16 protein-coding genes are annotated in these 15372 nt (G+C 37.4%); 8 read left to right on the top strand and 8 right to left on the bottom strand.

The annotated features are described in order from the left end of the window. The gene (locus IPI65_18400) at window positions 1-1080 is read right to left on the bottom strand and encodes a branched-chain amino acid aminotransferase (GenBank protein ID MBK7443397.1); all 1080 of its coding nucleotides are present in this window, start codon (window positions 1078-1080) and stop codon (window positions 1-3) included. Window positions 1081-1100: 20 nt separating this feature from the next. Between IPI65_18400 and IPI65_18395 the strand changes: the two genes are divergently transcribed. From IPI65_18395 to IPI65_18370, 6 genes are read left to right on the top strand one after another with little or no spacing between them, the layout of a single operon-like run. After that, a complete protein-coding gene (locus IPI65_18395) occupies window positions 1101-1631 on the top strand; it encodes a hypothetical protein (protein MBK7443396.1) in 531 nt (176 codons plus the stop codon). Next, window positions 1628-2212 (top strand): RdgB/HAM1 family non-canonical purine NTP pyrophosphatase, encoded by a 585-nt coding sequence (gene rdgB, locus IPI65_18390; GenBank protein ID MBK7443395.1) that lies wholly within the window; start codon window positions 1628-1630, stop codon window positions 2210-2212. Before IPI65_18395 ends, rdgB begins: the two co-directional genes overlap by 4 nt. A gap of 56 nt (window positions 2213-2268) precedes the next feature. Then, the gene (locus IPI65_18385; protein MBK7443394.1) at window positions 2269-2847 is read left to right on the top strand and encodes an RNA polymerase sigma factor; all 579 of its coding nucleotides are present in this window, start codon (window positions 2269-2271) and stop codon (window positions 2845-2847) included. Next, window positions 2837-4060 (top strand): outer membrane beta-barrel protein, encoded by a 1224-nt coding sequence (locus IPI65_18380; GenBank protein ID MBK7443393.1) that lies wholly within the window; start codon window positions 2837-2839, stop codon window positions 4058-4060. Before IPI65_18385 ends, IPI65_18380 begins: the two co-directional genes overlap by 11 nt. 51 nt (window positions 4061-4111) lie before the next feature. Continuing rightward, entirely contained in the window at window positions 4112-6571 is a 2460-nt protein-coding gene (locus IPI65_18375) for a carboxypeptidase-like regulatory domain-containing protein (protein MBK7443392.1), read from the top strand. A gap of 1 nt (window position 6572) precedes the next feature. Further along, a complete protein-coding gene (locus IPI65_18370) occupies window positions 6573-7520 on the top strand; it encodes a hypothetical protein (protein ID MBK7443391.1) in 948 nt (315 codons plus the stop codon). Here IPI65_18370 and IPI65_18365 read toward each other — a convergent pair. From IPI65_18365 to IPI65_18340, 6 genes are all read right to left on the bottom strand, one after another. Next, window positions 7517-7774, bottom strand: a complete 258-nt coding sequence (locus IPI65_18365) for a hypothetical protein (protein ID MBK7443390.1) — start codon at window positions 7772-7774, stop codon at window positions 7517-7519. The two genes, IPI65_18370 and IPI65_18365, sit on opposite strands and share 4 nt — an antisense overlap. A 6-nt stretch (window positions 7775-7780) precedes the next feature. Continuing rightward, complete coding sequence (locus IPI65_18360; GenBank protein ID MBK7443389.1) at window positions 7781-9130, bottom strand: Na+ dependent nucleoside transporter; 1350 nt, start codon at window positions 9128-9130, stop codon at window positions 7781-7783. Window positions 9131-9182: 52 nt separating this feature from the next. After that, window positions 9183-9557: a fluoride efflux transporter CrcB gene (gene crcB, locus IPI65_18355; GenBank protein MBK7443388.1), complete on the bottom strand. Its 375-nt coding sequence runs from the start codon at window positions 9555-9557 to the stop codon at window positions 9183-9185. A gap of 9 nt (window positions 9558-9566) precedes the next feature. Beyond that, a complete protein-coding gene (locus tag IPI65_18350) occupies window positions 9567-10187 on the bottom strand; it encodes a bifunctional nuclease family protein (GenBank protein MBK7443387.1) in 621 nt (206 codons plus the stop codon). Between the two features lie 87 nt (window positions 10188-10274). After that, window positions 10275-11222 carry an electron transfer flavoprotein subunit alpha/FixB family protein gene (locus IPI65_18345; GenBank protein ID MBK7443386.1) on the bottom strand — a complete coding sequence of 316 codons (948 nt, stop codon included), beginning with the start codon at window positions 11220-11222 and terminating at the stop codon, window positions 10275-10277. A 39-nt stretch (window positions 11223-11261) separates the two neighbouring features. Continuing rightward, window positions 11262-12002, bottom strand: a complete 741-nt coding sequence (locus IPI65_18340) for an electron transfer flavoprotein subunit beta/FixA family protein (GenBank protein MBK7443385.1) — start codon at window positions 12000-12002, stop codon at window positions 11262-11264. 163 nt (window positions 12003-12165) lie between these two features. Here IPI65_18340 and IPI65_18335 point away from each other — a divergent pair, with 163 nt between their 5' ends. Together IPI65_18335 and tilS are read left to right on the top strand one after the other, a co-directional pair. Further along, window positions 12166-12495: a tetratricopeptide repeat protein gene (locus IPI65_18335; protein ID MBK7443384.1), complete on the top strand. Its 330-nt coding sequence runs from the start codon at window positions 12166-12168 to the stop codon at window positions 12493-12495. A gap of 17 nt (window positions 12496-12512) precedes the next feature. Then, window positions 12513-13880 carry a tRNA lysidine(34) synthetase TilS gene (gene tilS, locus IPI65_18330; GenBank protein MBK7443383.1) on the top strand — a complete coding sequence of 456 codons (1368 nt, stop codon included), beginning with the start codon at window positions 12513-12515 and terminating at the stop codon, window positions 13878-13880. 19 nt (window positions 13881-13899) lie between these two features. Here tilS and IPI65_18325 read toward each other — a convergent pair whose 3' ends face one another. Then, entirely contained in the window at window positions 13900-15330 is a 1431-nt protein-coding gene (locus IPI65_18325; protein MBK7443382.1) for a T9SS type A sorting domain-containing protein, read from the bottom strand. Window positions 15331-15372: the final 42 nt, after the last annotated feature.

Here is a 15372-nt window from a genome sequence, read left to right as displayed (position 1 = left end):
TTAAACCTCCCACATCCATCCAAAACGATCTTCGCTGATTCCTTTGCGGATGCTCCACATTTCGTGTTTGAGCCAGTTAGAAGCCTTTCTGCCTTCTACTGGAGGCAATTCATAAGCAACCTCTTTATAACCTATCACACCAATAGGTGCAATAGTTGCTGCAGTGCCGGTTCCGAAAGCGTCGAGTAAACGACCGGTTTTATGTGCATCGAGCAATTCCTGTATAGTAACATCGCGGATTTCAACTTTATATCCTTCAGCTTTAAGCAGTTCTAGGCATGAGTCGCGGGTGATTCCTTTTAAAATGGTACCTTCTTCAGTTGGGATGGTAATTATCGTATCATCAATTTGCACAAATACGTTCATAGTGCCAATTTCCTGCAAGCGATTGTGTGTAACGCCATCTATCCACAACATCTGGTCATAACCCATTTGACGAATTTGTTGCAAAGGCATCATGGTAGCTGCGTAGTTACCTGCTGCTTTAACTGCACCGGTTCCTCCAGGGAAAGCACGTACATATTCTTCCTGCATGTAAACGCGAACCGGTTTTTGATAGTAACGGGCAACTGGGCAACAAAATATCACTAATTTAAAGGTATCTGAAGGTTTAATCCCTACAAAATCGTCAGTAGCGAATATAAACGGCCTGATATACATCGAGCCATCTTCTGTATCCGGAATCCAGTTTTGTTCAATACGCACGAGATTAAACAGCGCATTCATGAATAATTCTTCCGGCACCTCAGGTATTGCCATACGGCGGCAAGATTCGTTTAAACGGTGTAAATTGGCATCCGGGCGGAATAAACGCGCTTTTCCTTCCTGATTTTTAAAGGCTTTCATTCCTTCAAAAATGGCCTGTCCGTAATGTAAAGCTGATGTTGCAGGATGTAATTGCAGATTTGTTAATGGTTTGATGGCGCAATTTGTCCATTTTCCATCAAGATAATCTGCTTCAAACATATGGTCGGTAAAAACCTTACCAAACTGCAGGTTTTCAAAATCCACTGTATCAATGGTTGAAACCGGTGAAACGTGGATGTCTATTTCGTATGAAGGGTTTACTGCTACTTTCATTTGTTGAAAACCTTGTTTAGATGAATGAAATGATTGATAATTTTACCGTTATTATAACAACAATGTCGTTACAAAAAATTCACTTTACAGACGCAATACTCGAAGAAACCGCATTTCTTCTGCCTGATGTCGCAAAACTAACAATATCGGCAAATAATGCCAATGATAAACCTGTTATTAATCTAAATAATGTTTCCACAATTTTACTTTATCAACCTGTAAATGGCACAGCAGTAAGTGAAGCGACAATTACTGCAATGCAAAAAATGGCACAGGCATTACAACTAACTCCGGAATCATATGCCATGATAAATATTGCGGATTATCCGGGTTTAAAATTTCATCATTTAACCTCAAGTGCAACTGTTAGTCGATTAATTTGCCTTGGCGTTGATCCGGAATCTATAGGTTTGTGGGTTGATTTTAGTTTTTATAAACAATTTAAATTCAATAACTTAGATATACTTATATCGCATAATATGGAAGGTATTTCTGCCGACCATAAAAAGATACTTTGGGCGAAATTGCAAATCATGTTTAATCTCAAATGAAGCCACTCGTTTTTGCCACAGCCAATACCAATAAGGTTAAGGAGGTTCAATTGTTACTTCCTGAGGGATTTGTCATTTCAGGCTTAGGTGATATCGGCTGTTTTGAGGAATTACCTGAAACATCCGGTACCATTGAAGGTAATTCAAGGCAGAAAGCAGAATATGTTTTTGAGAAATACGGTGTCGATTGTTTTGCTGAAGATACCGGACTGGAAGTAAATTGCCTGAATGGTGAACCCGGTGTAGATACAGCGCATTATTCCGGAAGCAGAGATGCGGATGCCAATATGGCCTTGTTATTACTCAACATGCGCGGTGCAGATGACCGTTCGGCCCGCTTCAAAACAGTGTTTACCCTGATTGTAAATGGAAAAGTAAACCAATTTACCGGAATTGTGACAGGCAAAATTGCCGAAAAACCAATAGGCTCAAAAGGTTTCGGGTACGACCCTGTTTTTGTTCCGGATGGCGTTAACACTACATTTGGAGAGATGGAAGCCGTGGATAAAAAACTGTACAGTCACCGAGCAAAAGCCTTCAATTTAATGACAGCGTTTTTGGGTGCCAATTTTGAGATTTGAATTTAACTTTTTAACTTACCGCAAAATAGTTTGCAATACCTCTAATCAATCAAAATATGAAACGAATTAACCCTGCAGCAACTTTCAGCGATGAGCAACTCATCCGACAATCGGTAAAAGGTGACCGGGTTGCGCAGAAATTTTTATATGAGCGATTTGCCTCCAAAATGTTTGGTGTTTGTTTGCGTTATGCTCCGGATTACCAAATTGCAGAAGATATTTTGCAGGAAGGGTTTGTGAAAGCCTTTAAAAACCTGGAAAGATTCCGCTTTGAAGGCAGTTTTGAAGGTTGGTTGAGAAAAATCATGGTGAACACCGCCATCGAGGTACACAGAAGAAAAAATTTATTATATCCAATTGTCGATGTCGACAATAATGACGTTGAACTTTTTGATGAGAATGCGCTGGAAAAGCTTGCTGCAGACGATTTGCTGCAAATGATAGCAAGTTTATCTCCGGGTTATCGGACCGTTTTCAGCCTTTATGCGATAGAAGGATTTTCACATAAAGAGATAGCCGAGCAACTAAACATCAGTGAAGGAACGTCTAAGAGTCAATTGGCTCGTGCTAGATACATTTTAATTGAAATGGTAGAACAGCGCACCGGTCTAAAAAGAAAAGCAAGTGGACAATAAGCACAATATTGACCAGTTATTTAAAAGTGTTGTTGAGCATTACGAATTAAAACCTTCTTCCGATATCTGGAACCGTATCGAAGAAGAATTAGATCAAACCAAAACGACACACACATACGCACACTTTATGCGCTATGCAGCTTTGTTATTGGTTTTTATCAGCGTAGTGTTATTTAGTGTTCCTACCTCCAAAAATACCATTCAGCCTCAATTAGCAGGTTTTACCGGCAATAATTCTAACACCGTGGTTGAAAATGCGGTTGCATTAGCTAACAACGTGATTAATGGTCAGGATAATTCAACAAGTATTTCTACCCCAAAAACTAATACAACCAATACGCCATTTGAAACAGACAAGGTAAATGTGTTTGCAAGTGCGACACTTCCTGAAAATAATTCAGCTTCAGATTTTATTTTTTACCCGCAGGACGTTACTGATCCGGCTTTGTTTGCTGCCAACCGCGACATTTTTGAACGCATTTATAATACAGATGATGCTATTGATATGATGGGCTACACCAGCTTATCCACCGATGGTTTTGGTAATGCTCCTTCCGGTTTGCTTGCTGATTTAGATGCTGTAGCCGCTTATAAAGATTATACGTTGAAAGGGGTTTATTTCGGTATTTCAGGAAGTTATAATCAAACTTCACTTCTCGAATATGAAAATGTATTTAAAGGTGAACGCCCTATTCAACCCTCACTTAAATTCGGAACTTCTAAGGGATTATTATTCGGTTATAACTTCAGCAATAAATTCGGTATTGAAGGTGAGTTTATTTACAATGCAACATTAGGTCAAAATTATGTGATGTCGGAAGATGAAGAAATAGTGGAAAAATCATTATCACTTTCTTACGATTTAATCCCTATCGTAGCTAAAATTAAAGTTGGTCGAATTTCAAGTGTAACCAACCTTCCGGTAATTTTAAATTATACTGCCGGTATTCAATATGGTCAATTAAGAGAAGCCAGATTACCTCAGGATAAACGTTATGAAGAAACCGATGAAGAATTGTTTAAAGAAAATGATTTGTCGGTGGTGTTAGGTTTAGAATACGACATTTTTGTTCAGGATAATCTCATGTTAACTTTAGGCACCAGAGGTTCAATTTCTACAGATGTTTCTACACATAATGCACCTTTTAACGGCTATGCCAAACGCAACTTTGTTTTTGGAGCCAGAGCTGCATTAAGTTATACATTCAATTAAATTATACCATTCTTGTTATTTTAGGCGTTTCACTGCATTATCTTTACGCTGATGGTCAGGCAGATTTATTTTGCAATTTATTTAACACTGTTTCTAAATGCAGGCTTAAATGCCACCACCATTTCTGGTCGTGTTACTGACGCTGACAATCAACCACTACCCTTTTGCAATATTTTTATTCAGAATACCGGATTTGCATGTGCAAGTAATGAGTTAGGGTATTACACCCTGCAAGTTACTCCAGGTAATTATGCTGTTACATTTCAATTTATTGGTTATAAAAAACAAGAAATAAATTTAGATGCCACTGCAAACGTAGTTTGTAATGTAATAATGGAGTTGGAATATGCCCAATTAAATGAAGTTGTAATTAAATCGGACCAGGAAGATCCAGCTTATGCTATTATGCGCAAAGCAATTGAATTGCGTCCTGAACATTTGCAGGAAATAAATACTTATTCCTGTGAAGTATATATCAAAGGGTTACAAAAATTAACTTCGGCTCCAGATAAAGTTTTGGGAATACAATTGAATACAATTTTAGATGTGGATTCTAATAATACCGGCGTAATTTATTTATCAGAATCATCTTCCACATTTAATTATAAATATCCTGATAAAACGAAAGAAGTAATGCATGCCAGTATTGTAAGTGGTGATGACAGTCAATTTAGTTGGAACGATGCAGCAAGTATGCATATGAATTTTTATACCAATCTTGAAACACTGGAAGGTTTTTCGCAGCGGGGATTTGTTTCACCTGTTGCAGATAATGCCATGTTTTTTTATGAATATTCACTTTTAGGTCAATCGCAGGATCATAATCACACCATTTACAAAATTGCAGTAAATCCAAAACGAAAGTCAGACCCCGCCTATTCGGGCATTATTTATATAACCGATGATGATTATCGCTTAAGCGGATTGCAATTGCATTTAACCAAAGATAATGGGATCGATTTTATTGACACCTTTACCGTTTCGCAATCTTATTACTATGCGGATGATGAACATTTGGTTTTAAAGTCGAATAAGTTTGATTTCAATTACAATTTTTTTGGCATTCAAGGCAACGGATATTTTCATGCGATTTATAATAATTATACCGTTAATCTCATCTTTCCTAAAAACTTTTTTAATGGTGAAGTGATGAAAATTGAAGAACAGGCCAATAAAAAAGATTCACTCTATTGGAATACAGCCCGGCCTATTCAATTAACTGATGAGGAAACGCGAGATTATATCGAAAAGGATTCATTAGCAATAATAAAAGAAAACCCGGCATATAAAGATTCTGTCGACCGCATATTTAATCGATTTAATCCAACCGATTTAATCAGCGGTTATACTTACCGCAATAGTAATGATAAAATTTTTTTAAGCACCAATCCCCTGCCCGATTTACTGCAATTTAATACCGTTGAAGGATACGTTATTAATCCTAAAATGCGACTTACCAAATGGTTTGAAAATAACGATGAAATAAATTTTTCTCCCGGGTTGCGTTATGGTTTTGGTTCAAAGCAATTATATGCTAATGCATCATTGAGTTATGATTATGACAAGATAAAATCTGCAAGCATTACGATTACCGGTGGCTCAGGTGTTCAGCAGTATAATAAAAACGGAATAGCTCCAATTGTAAATTCGTTTTATAGTTTATTGCTCGAAGAAAATTTTCTAAAATTGTATGAGCAATATTATTCTGGAATTAAAACGGACAGGGAATTAATTAATGGTTTATACGGCAACGCACAGGTGTATTATTACCAACGAAACACTTTGGATAATTTAACGGATGTTAAAGCATGGATAGACTCAGAAAATCAACAGTTTGATGCAAATAATTATCCATTTTATACCGACAGCACTTCAATAGCACTACCAGATAAGTTTTACTTCCAATTAGGTTTAAAATACGCTATTGGTCAGCAATATTATATGCAGCCCGGTGAAAAATTTGTGACCGCTGTTAAATATCCGATTTTAAATCTAACATGGGAAAAAGCAATCCCGGGGATTTTCAACAGCAATGTTGCTTATGATATTATCAAATTCGGTTTGGACGATAATTACAAACTTGCTTTAGCAGGAAACTTAACCTTTAATGCTGAAGCAGGGATTTTAATTTCAAACACACAATTAAATATTGCTGACCAGTTAAATTTTGCCGGAAACGAAACGATTATTCAACGGATTTCACCGGAAGGTTATTTTTTGTTGCCTTATTATTATGCTGCTACCGAAAAATATTTTGCAGCAGCGCATATACAATGGCATACTGAGGGTTTTTTATTTAGACAACTGCCGCTGTTTAAACAATTGAAATTAGAGCCTGTTTTTTCCGCCAACTATTTGTATACCGATGAACTAAATCATTATGTTGAAATTGCTGCCGGTGTTGAACATTTATTTAAAATTATACGTGTTGATATCGCTTATACGCCTTATACATTTGAAAATAATTATCCAGCAGAAAACATTAAAGTATTAATTGGTTTCGGATTCTGATATGAAAAATAACTGTATCTTAATCATATTCTGTATACTTTGCCTCCAGGCAGCATATGCGCAACCCTGCAACCCAAATGCAACAGGCAATATTCCGATACCTGACCTCGGAATTCAACAATTTAATGGCTTCACTGGAGGCAAATACCCGAATGGGAAAAATGAAATCCCGGTCGATCATTATAATAAGGGTATGCTTCTGGCAAATACAATTAAACCGTTAAATAAAGCGGGTGAAGTTGATTCGCTGCATGGAAAAATTGGTATGATGGTACTTGGTTATAGTACTGCTGCGATGACAGGACGGTTTGTGCGTGATATTGTTGAGCTTCAAAAAAATCCGTATCTCGAAATTATTATCGGTGCTCAGGGTGGTCGTGATATTAATTCGATGACTGATAGTAATTCAACCTACTGGACTAATATAGATTCAACTTTAAAGGCTCAGCAAATGAATCGCAATCAAGTTCAGGTTATCTGGATGAGTTCCGGTGATATATATACTTTTTCAGAAGCATTTCCACAACAGTGTTATACGCAGCTACCAAAATATCAAACGGCCTTACGCAATATCAAAAAATATTACCCTAATTGCAAAATTGTATTTCTTTCAGACAGGACATATGCCGGCTATATTGGAATAAACGGCGAAGGTCCAAAAGAATTAAAAGAGCCTACCGCTTATTATAATGGCTGGACCATTAAATGGTTAATTGAAAAACAAATTCAGGATTCAATAGGTTATAATTATCCAGATTTACCTTTTCTAGATTGGGGGCCTTATTTGTGGACAGATGGAACAACCGGAAATAAGCAGGGTTACAAATGGGAATGTGATGATGCAGGTAAAGGTGGAATACATCCATCTTCCAAAGGCCGGATGAAAGAAGCGGCGATGGTGTATTTATATTTTAAACAGCATCCTTATTTAAAAAGTATATTTAATTAATCCGATTCAAGTGAAGGTGGTGCGTTTAAAGTTTCATTCACCTGGTAATATTTATAAATTGCAATACTTACGCAAACTACCAGCATTAATAAACACATCATTCGAACAACACGACCATTTAATTTTTGCCATTCTTTAAAACTATCGGTGCGCGTTCGCGCGGTATGAATATAACCTGAAGCAAATGCATAAAGGATAATTACTATTAATGCAATAAATCCCAAAAAAATCGCCCATTGATAAAATTCATTCATGGCTAATTAATTAATAATCATTCCGGCAATAGCTGCTGTAAAAAAGCAAGCTACTGTGCCTCCTAATAAAGCGCGTAAACCCAATTGTGATAAATTTGTTTTTTGATTTGGTGCCAAAGCCCCTATCCCACCAATTTGAATACCTATTGATGCGAAATTTGAAAAACCACATAATGCATAGGTTGCAATAATGATAGATTTTTCATCGAGTCCTGATTTCATTTCTCCTAAGCTGGCGTAAGCAACAAATTCGTTGATAATTGTTTTTTCGCCGAGTAATTGACCTACTGCAACAATATCTGCAGAAGGTGTTCCCAATAACCACGCGACCGGTGCCATAACAATACCAAAAATATAATCGAGTGATAAACCGGAATAGGTTCCGCCTGTTGCTCTGGCAATATCATCATTCACGCCAATCATACCACCCAAACCAAGAAAAATTGAATTAAACATGGCCATAAATGCAGTAAATGCCAATAACATTGCACCTACATTCACCGCCAATTTTAAACCATCGGTTGTGCCGTTAGCAATTGCTTCAATCGCATTTGAACCGATACGTTCTTTATTTACTTTTAAATCGCTGTCAACAGGTTCTGTTTGTGGGAACAACATTTTTGATGCAACAATTGCAGCAGGCGCACTCATGATAGATGCACTTAATAAATGCATGGCAAATAACTGTTGTTTTTCTATACTATCACCACCAAGAAATCCGATATAAGCAGCCATTACACCACCGGCAATAGTTGCCATACCACCAACCATCACACATAAAATTTCCGATTTGGTCATTTTTTCAAGATATGGACGAATTAATAATGGTGCTTCTGTTTGTCCAAGAAAAATATTACCTGCAGCATTCAAACTTTCTGCTCCGCTTAATCGCATAGTTTTACTCATTATCCAGGCAAAACCATATACTATTTTTTGTAAAATTCCGAGAAAGTATAACAATGAAGTTAATGCTGAGAAAAAGATAACTGTAGGTAAAACCTTAAACGCAAAAATATAGCCTACCGTAACTAATTCACCTGTTAAACCATCATTTACCTGAGTAACTGAAGGCCAGTCCCCCAGCACAAAAGTTGCTCCTGCATTGGTATATCCAATAACAATAACAAAAAAGTTTGCCATTGCACTAAATATTCGTTCAATCCAGTCGAAACGATATCCTAAATAATTTTCTGTAAGGTCAGGAAGAGCAATAATTAAAAATGCAAAAACAAATTGGATAAGCAATCCGGTGCCCACTAATTTCCAATCGATAGCTCGGCGATTTTTACTAAACAACCAGCATATTCCAACTAGAAATGCAACACCGAGTAATCCTCTCAAAACGCTTTCAACCATAACAGGTTTTTTTGTGTGTTAAAATCTGAAAAAATGTTTTTTGCGGGAATGGTTAAATCGATTTTACCAGCGTAATACCACCAATTGTAAGCAGTAATCCGAGCAAAATGCTGCTAAAGATATATAAAATTGACATCCCGAAATGTCCGTCGCGTAACAATTGAATATTTTCAATAGAAAATGCTGAAAATGTGGTAAAACCTCCGCAAAAACCTGCGGTAAGCATCAATTTCCAGTCGTTTGTGGCAAGATGTTGTTTTTCGAACCAGCCGTAAATTAATCCGATTAAGAAACACCCAAACAGGTTAACAATTAACGTGCTGTAGGGAAAGCTTGGTGTAACTTGACGTAATATAAGTTGACCGGTTAAATATCGGGCAATAGTACCTAAAAATCCACCGAGACCGATAAGCAGTACTAATTGCATGTAGTAATTTTATTTGTGTTTGCGATGTTCAATTTCATCGCGAATGCGGGCTGCAGATTCGTAATCTTCTTTATCGAGAAATTCTTTAAGTTTATCGTTGAGTTCTTTCAGGCTCATTCCACTAATGTCGTCAGTTTCTGCTGAAAGCGCGGCTCCTACAATTTCAGAAGCATCCTCATCTTCTTCCTCATCATCATCGTCCTCGTCCTTGTTATCTTGTTCATTGATAATTGCCCCTGCCGTTTCCAGAATAAATTCATAAGTAAAAATCGGGCAATTGAATCGCACAGCGAGCGCCAGTGCATCGCTGGTTCTTGAATCTACTTCTATTTCCTGGCCGTCTTTTTCGCAAATCAGTTTGGAATAAAATATGCCATCCTGCAGATTATCGATAAGCACTTCCCGCAAGTTTATATTAAAAATGGTAAAGAGGTTTTTAATCAGATCGTGAGAAAGCGGTCGGTTAATAACTACCTTTTCAATAGCAACTGCAATAGCCTGCGCTTCAAATGCGCCAATTACGATAGGTAATTTCCGCACCCCGCCTACTTCACTTAACAATACCGCATAACTTTGAGATTGTGTTATAGTATGTGACAATCCTGATATTTCCAGTTCAATTTTTTGCATTCGGTGTCGCTAAGATACTACTAAGTTAAAAAGTAAAAGAATGATTTATAGTCAAAAGGATAAGATAATTTTTATTCAGAATTATGCTTATGCTTTTAGCTTTTTAACGGCCTCAGTTATTTTAGGTAATACCTCGAATGCATCGCCAACAATACCATAATCGGCTGCTTTAAAGAAAGGTGCTTCCGGGTCTTTATTAATTACTACAATTACCTTGCTTTGATTAACACCTGCAAGATGTTGAATGGCACCAGAGATACCAACAGCTATATATAACGTAGGTTTAATGGTTATACCTGTTTGACCAACGTGTTCATGGTGAGGTCGCCATCCGATATCGGCAACCGGACGTGAGCAAGCAGTTGCAGCGCCTAATGCGTTAGCCAAATCTTCAATAATTCCCCAATTTTCGGGGCCTTTTAATCCGCGACCACCTGAAACTACTATTTCAGCATCAGGAAGTGGCACATGTCCACCTGCTTCATCTTCTATATTTACAACAACATTATCAAAGTCAGCATCGCTTACATTCGCTTCAAATGCAGTAACAGCAGCACTTCCGGCTCCTGATTCAGCTTTAAATGAATTTGGATTTACGGTAATTACTTTAGCTCCTGAATCCATAGCTAAATCGGCAAAAGCTTTTCCAGAGAATACTGCTTTGCGTACGATATTATTTTCAGGCAGACTGTTAACACCGGGATATAACGCAGCTTGCATGCGAACTGCAACACGTGGTGCAATGGTTTTTCCTGCGGTGTTATGCGACATAATTACTGTATCCGCTCCTACTTGCGCTGCGGCAGCGGTAATTATTTTGGTATATGCTTTTGACATCACGTTGTTTAAACGTTCATCCGCAACATGCAATACAGTGGTAATACCATATCCGCCAAGTTTTTCTAACTCACCGGCATCTGCCTTACCAATTGCAATTGCAGTGGTATTGCCGAGTTTTGCCGCGTAAGCCGCTACTTCATGTGATGTTTTTCTTAATTTACCGTTCGATAATTCTGTAAAAACCAGATTCGTCATATCTGTATATTTAAATGCTTTGAGTTAAATAGATTCTAATTAAATTACTTTGGCTTCGTTGTGCAACAAACCTACCAGTTGAGCTGCATCGTCAGGACTAATCATTTTACAACCGGTTTTTTCTGCCGGCATGGCAAATGATTTAACGCCTGCTTTTACCGGAGATCCGTCTGCAGCAATTACTGTAACTGGTTTGGTTTTAGAAGCCAGAATACCACGCATATTTGGAATACGCGCCTCAGCCATTCCTTTTTGAGCGCTGATTACACATGGCATTTTTGCAGTTACTGTTTCTTTAAGGCCCTCAAGTTCACGTTCAATTTTAAGTGAACTGCCATCAACATCTAATTTACTGGCCAGTGAAATGTATGGTAAATCAAGTAATTCAGCCAACATGCCGCCAACAACACCACCGTTGTAGTCGATAGTTTCTTTGCCGGTTAAAACAATATCAAAGTTTTGAGATTTTGCATATCCTGCAATGTTTGAAGCCACCTGGTAAGCATCAGCAGGGTCAATATCGATACGCACAGCATCATCAGCACCTAAAGCAAGCGCTTTTCTGATAATTTGTTCGTTATCTGCTTTACCAACATTTATAACCGTAACCGTGCCACCCAATGTTTCTTTGAGCTCCAATGCGCGCACTAAAGCATACCATTCATCGTATGGATTAATTATAAACTGCACACCGGCTTCATTAAATTTGGTGTTATTCTCAATAAATCCAATTTTAGCCGTAGTATCCGGAACTTTGCTGATACAAACCAATAATTTCATAACGTTTATTTTTTCGAATTTCGGACTGCAAAGATAGGGTTTTTGAGGTGAGATTTTGTGTTTTTTATCGTGATATTTGGTTCACATGTTCCTAACACAAGGGGCTGCATCCTAATCGCAATCATTTACAGATGGTTATATTTGCAGATATTATTAGAAGGCAATGAGCAGAATTACACAATTATTAAAATTTTATGAAGAAAATCCCAATGATTCATTTGTATGTTTTGCCCTTGCATTAGAATATATCAAAAGTGGTGAACCTGAAACCGGATTACAATATTTTGAGAATTTGGTGCAGCGTGATCCTGATTATGTTGGCACTTATTATCACCTGGCAAAACTTTATATTAAACTTGGCAATAAGGCCGCAGCAGAAAAATGTTATGCCGATGGAATGGCTATTGCAAAAAAACTCAACGACCAACATAGCCTTGCCGAATTACAAAATGCTGCGATGAATTTTAGTATGGGTATTGAAGATGATGAATAAATAGTAATGATTTAATTATGCTTACCCTCGACCAATTTTCTAATTTTATTTTACAAAATAATCTCTGTACGAAGCAGGATAAATTGTTGCTGGCAGTAAGTGGCGGTGCAGATAGTATGGTGCTTTGTGATTTAGTAGTTAAAAGTGGATTTACGTTTGGTATTGCACATTGTAATTTTAACTTACGTGGAGCAAATAGTTTGGGAGATGAAACATTTGTTGAAAAATTTGCCATAACACAAAAAATTCCACTACACTGCTCCCGCTTTGATACCAGCACTTATGCAGTTGAAAATAAATTGTCCATTGAAGAGGCAGCAAGAAATTTACGTTATCAATATTTTCAATTAATAGTTGAACAATTTGGTTATACTAAAATTGTAACGGCCCATCACGCAAACGATAACGCCGAAACACTTTTACTCCGATTAACTAAAGGAACCGGATTGCACGGATTACGTGGAATTCCGTTGATAAACAAAAATATTATCCGACCACTTTTATTTTGTAATAAAGCTGAAATTGATACTTATTGTAAAAATTACAATATCTCATTTCGTATTGATGAATCAAACGCTGAATCAATTTATCAGCGCAATTTAATTCGAAATGAAATAGTGCCGAAACTGGAAGAAATTAATCCTGCTTTTGTTGCAACCATGCAGCAAAACATTTTAAATTTTGAAGGTGCATATCGTATTTATGCTGATGCAGTTAAGAAGCGATTGTTTAAATTAATTCAACATAAAGGTGCTGATAGATATATCCCAATAGCAGCACTTGGAGATAGGGTTACAGCACTTACGTTATTACATGAATTATTATCACCAAATGGGTTTAATAATGCACAAATCACTCAGCTTTACGATGCTTTTGGTAACACGGGGAAAATATTTTACAGTGAATCACATCGTGTTTTGATAGACAGAAAGTTTTTGATTTTAACCGAAAAAAAATCTGAACAATTTGCCTTACAAAATATTGAAAAAGCAAATTGTAAATTATCTGTTGGCTATTTCATTTTTGAGTTGGAAGAAAGCAATTATCATGATGGTATACAATTTAATTCAAGTGGATTAATCGCCTATTTCGATGCAGCACTAATTTCCTATCCTTTGCAAGTAAGAAAGTGGCAGGCCGGCGATTACTTATATCCATTGGGTTTAACCAAAAAGAAATCTGATAAACCCGGCAAGAAAAAGGTAAGCGATATTTTAACGAATGCTAAAATTGACCATCTTGCCAAAGAAAACACCTATGTGGTTTTATGCGGAGATAAAATAATTTGGTTAGCAGGACACCGTCAGGATGAGCGATTTAAGGTTACCAGAAATACCAAAAGGTTACTTAAAATAAAAATGCTCCCTAGTCGGGAGCATTCCTAAATATGATTATAAATTCAAATTAATCAGCAACAATAAACTGCACCAATTCTGATTTACTGTTATTCGAAATTTTAATGAAGTAAACACCTTGCGCAACAACTGGCATGTCAACTGCAATAGTTGCAGAACCCGCGATAACGTTTAATTCCTGAGCAACTAATTGTTTTCCGGTAATATCTAAAACCTCCAACGTTCCTGAAAAACTTTCAGCAGAACGATAGCTGATATTAACCTCATTACCAGAAGTTACCGGATTTGGGAAAATAGATAAATGATCAAACATTTCTGTTTCAGCAATTGTACTGAATGTATTTCCGGTTGTAAATGAGTAAGCCAGACTGGTAGGCTCACATGTATTCAATGGTGCTAATGGTTTAACTCTCCAGTAATATTTTTTATCACCAAGCAGTTCGCGTGCTTCATAAAAACTATCGGAAGTAACAATATCTAAGGCAATTGCACTAAAACCTGCGCTAAAAGCCAATTGTAAATGATATTGTGTTGCACCAGCTACCGGTGTCCACTCAATATAGGTATAATTCGGATACATGCCGATGGCATTATTTGCAGGAACAATCGGGTCTGCAGTAGTTGTTAAGTCAACGTATGTAGGTGTTGGAAAATCGAGCATATTGTTACGCGGCCCCAACAAATTCGCAATCATAGCTGCCTGTTGTTCTGCAGAAAATTTATCTGTGCAGGCATCATTGGAATACGACATATAAAATGTGCCATCGCTGAAAAATGTATCACCATGCGGGTCGGTTTGCAGCGGTCCGGGACAATTCCAACGATAAGGTAAATAATCCGGTGGCGTATCGCAAAATCCGTCAGCAGCCGAGTTACAGTTAGCGCCATTTACCCATTCCTGGTCGTTATCATCCGGTGTTCCCCATTCCCAACCATAAAAAGTATGCGGGAGTGAGAAAAAGTGACCAAATTCGTGGGCAACGGTTGTTCCACCTGGCATAGCGCAAGATTTGGCAACTGCTACACCATTGTCTGATGGGCTAAAATAACCGCAGTTTCCGGCAGGATCTGCTACAAAGTAAACATTGAGCAGGTCGTTCACATTATTTTCATCCATCATATTACTGCCATCAAACCAATCGTGTTCGTAATAATCGGTATTATCGATATAATCCAAATCGCCGTAAATGTAGAACACAAAGCCTGTTGGAGCGTAATGTTCGTTCAATTCGCAAATTTGAGTATACAGGTGGGTTAAATTGTAATAACCGGTACCTTCGTCATTACCTACAATATGCACCTTCATTGGAATGTAATAGGTGGTGCCACCGCGATTGTCCTCATCAGGCACATAGTTTTGCTGGAAATTGCGCAACCATTGCAAATCTTCCTCAGTTTGAGTAGTTCCGCAATATTGTGTTTGCGCATTTCCTGCCATTATACCGGCCAGAAGAGGGATAACAAATAATAATTTCTTCATGAAATGTTCAATATTTGTGTAAAGTTAAAAACTCGTTATTAA

The sequence above is a fragment of the Bacteroidota bacterium genome, assembly GCA_016706255.1.
In the GTDB taxonomy this organism is placed as follows: Bacteria; Bacteroidota; Bacteroidia; order Chitinophagales; family BACL12; genus UBA7236.
This window is presented reverse-complemented; position numbering and strand designations above follow the sequence as displayed.

Coding starts and splice junctions, on each gene's coding strand:
- IPI65_18340 (MBK7443385.1), bottom strand. CDS start 12,002: ATGAAATTATTGGTTTGTATCAGCAAAGTTCCGGATACTACGGCTAAA.
- tilS (MBK7443383.1), top strand. CDS start 12,513: ATGCTTACCCTCGACCAATTTTCTAATTTTATTTTACAAAATAATCTC.
- IPI65_18360 (MBK7443389.1), bottom strand. CDS start 9,130: ATGGTTGAAAGCGTTTTGAGAGGATTACTCGGTGTTGCATTTCTAGTT.
- IPI65_18400 (MBK7443397.1), bottom strand. CDS start 1,080: ATGAAAGTAGCAGTAAACCCTTCATACGAAATAGACATCCACGTTTCA.
- IPI65_18365 (MBK7443390.1), bottom strand. CDS start 7,774: ATGAATGAATTTTATCAATGGGCGATTTTTTTGGGATTTATTGCATTA.
- IPI65_18370 (MBK7443391.1), top strand. CDS start 6,573: ATGAAAAATAACTGTATCTTAATCATATTCTGTATACTTTGCCTCCAG.
- rdgB (MBK7443395.1), top strand. CDS start 1,628: ATGAAGCCACTCGTTTTTGCCACAGCCAATACCAATAAGGTTAAGGAG.
- IPI65_18350 (MBK7443387.1), bottom strand. CDS start 10,187: ATGCAAAAAATTGAACTGGAAATATCAGGATTGTCACATACTATAACA.
- IPI65_18325 (MBK7443382.1), bottom strand. CDS start 15,330: ATGAAGAAATTATTATTTGTTATCCCTCTTCTGGCCGGTATAATGGCA.
- crcB (MBK7443388.1), bottom strand. CDS start 9,557: ATGCAATTAGTACTGCTTATCGGTCTCGGTGGATTTTTAGGTACTATT.
- IPI65_18345 (MBK7443386.1), bottom strand. CDS start 11,222: ATGACGAATCTGGTTTTTACAGAATTATCGAACGGTAAATTAAGAAAA.
- IPI65_18395 (MBK7443396.1), top strand. CDS start 1,101: ATGAATGAAATGATTGATAATTTTACCGTTATTATAACAACAATGTCG.
- IPI65_18335 (MBK7443384.1), top strand. CDS start 12,166: ATGAGCAGAATTACACAATTATTAAAATTTTATGAAGAAAATCCCAAT.
- IPI65_18375 (MBK7443392.1), top strand. CDS start 4,112: ATGGTCAGGCAGATTTATTTTGCAATTTATTTAACACTGTTTCTAAAT.
- IPI65_18385 (MBK7443394.1), top strand. CDS start 2,269: ATGAAACGAATTAACCCTGCAGCAACTTTCAGCGATGAGCAACTCATC.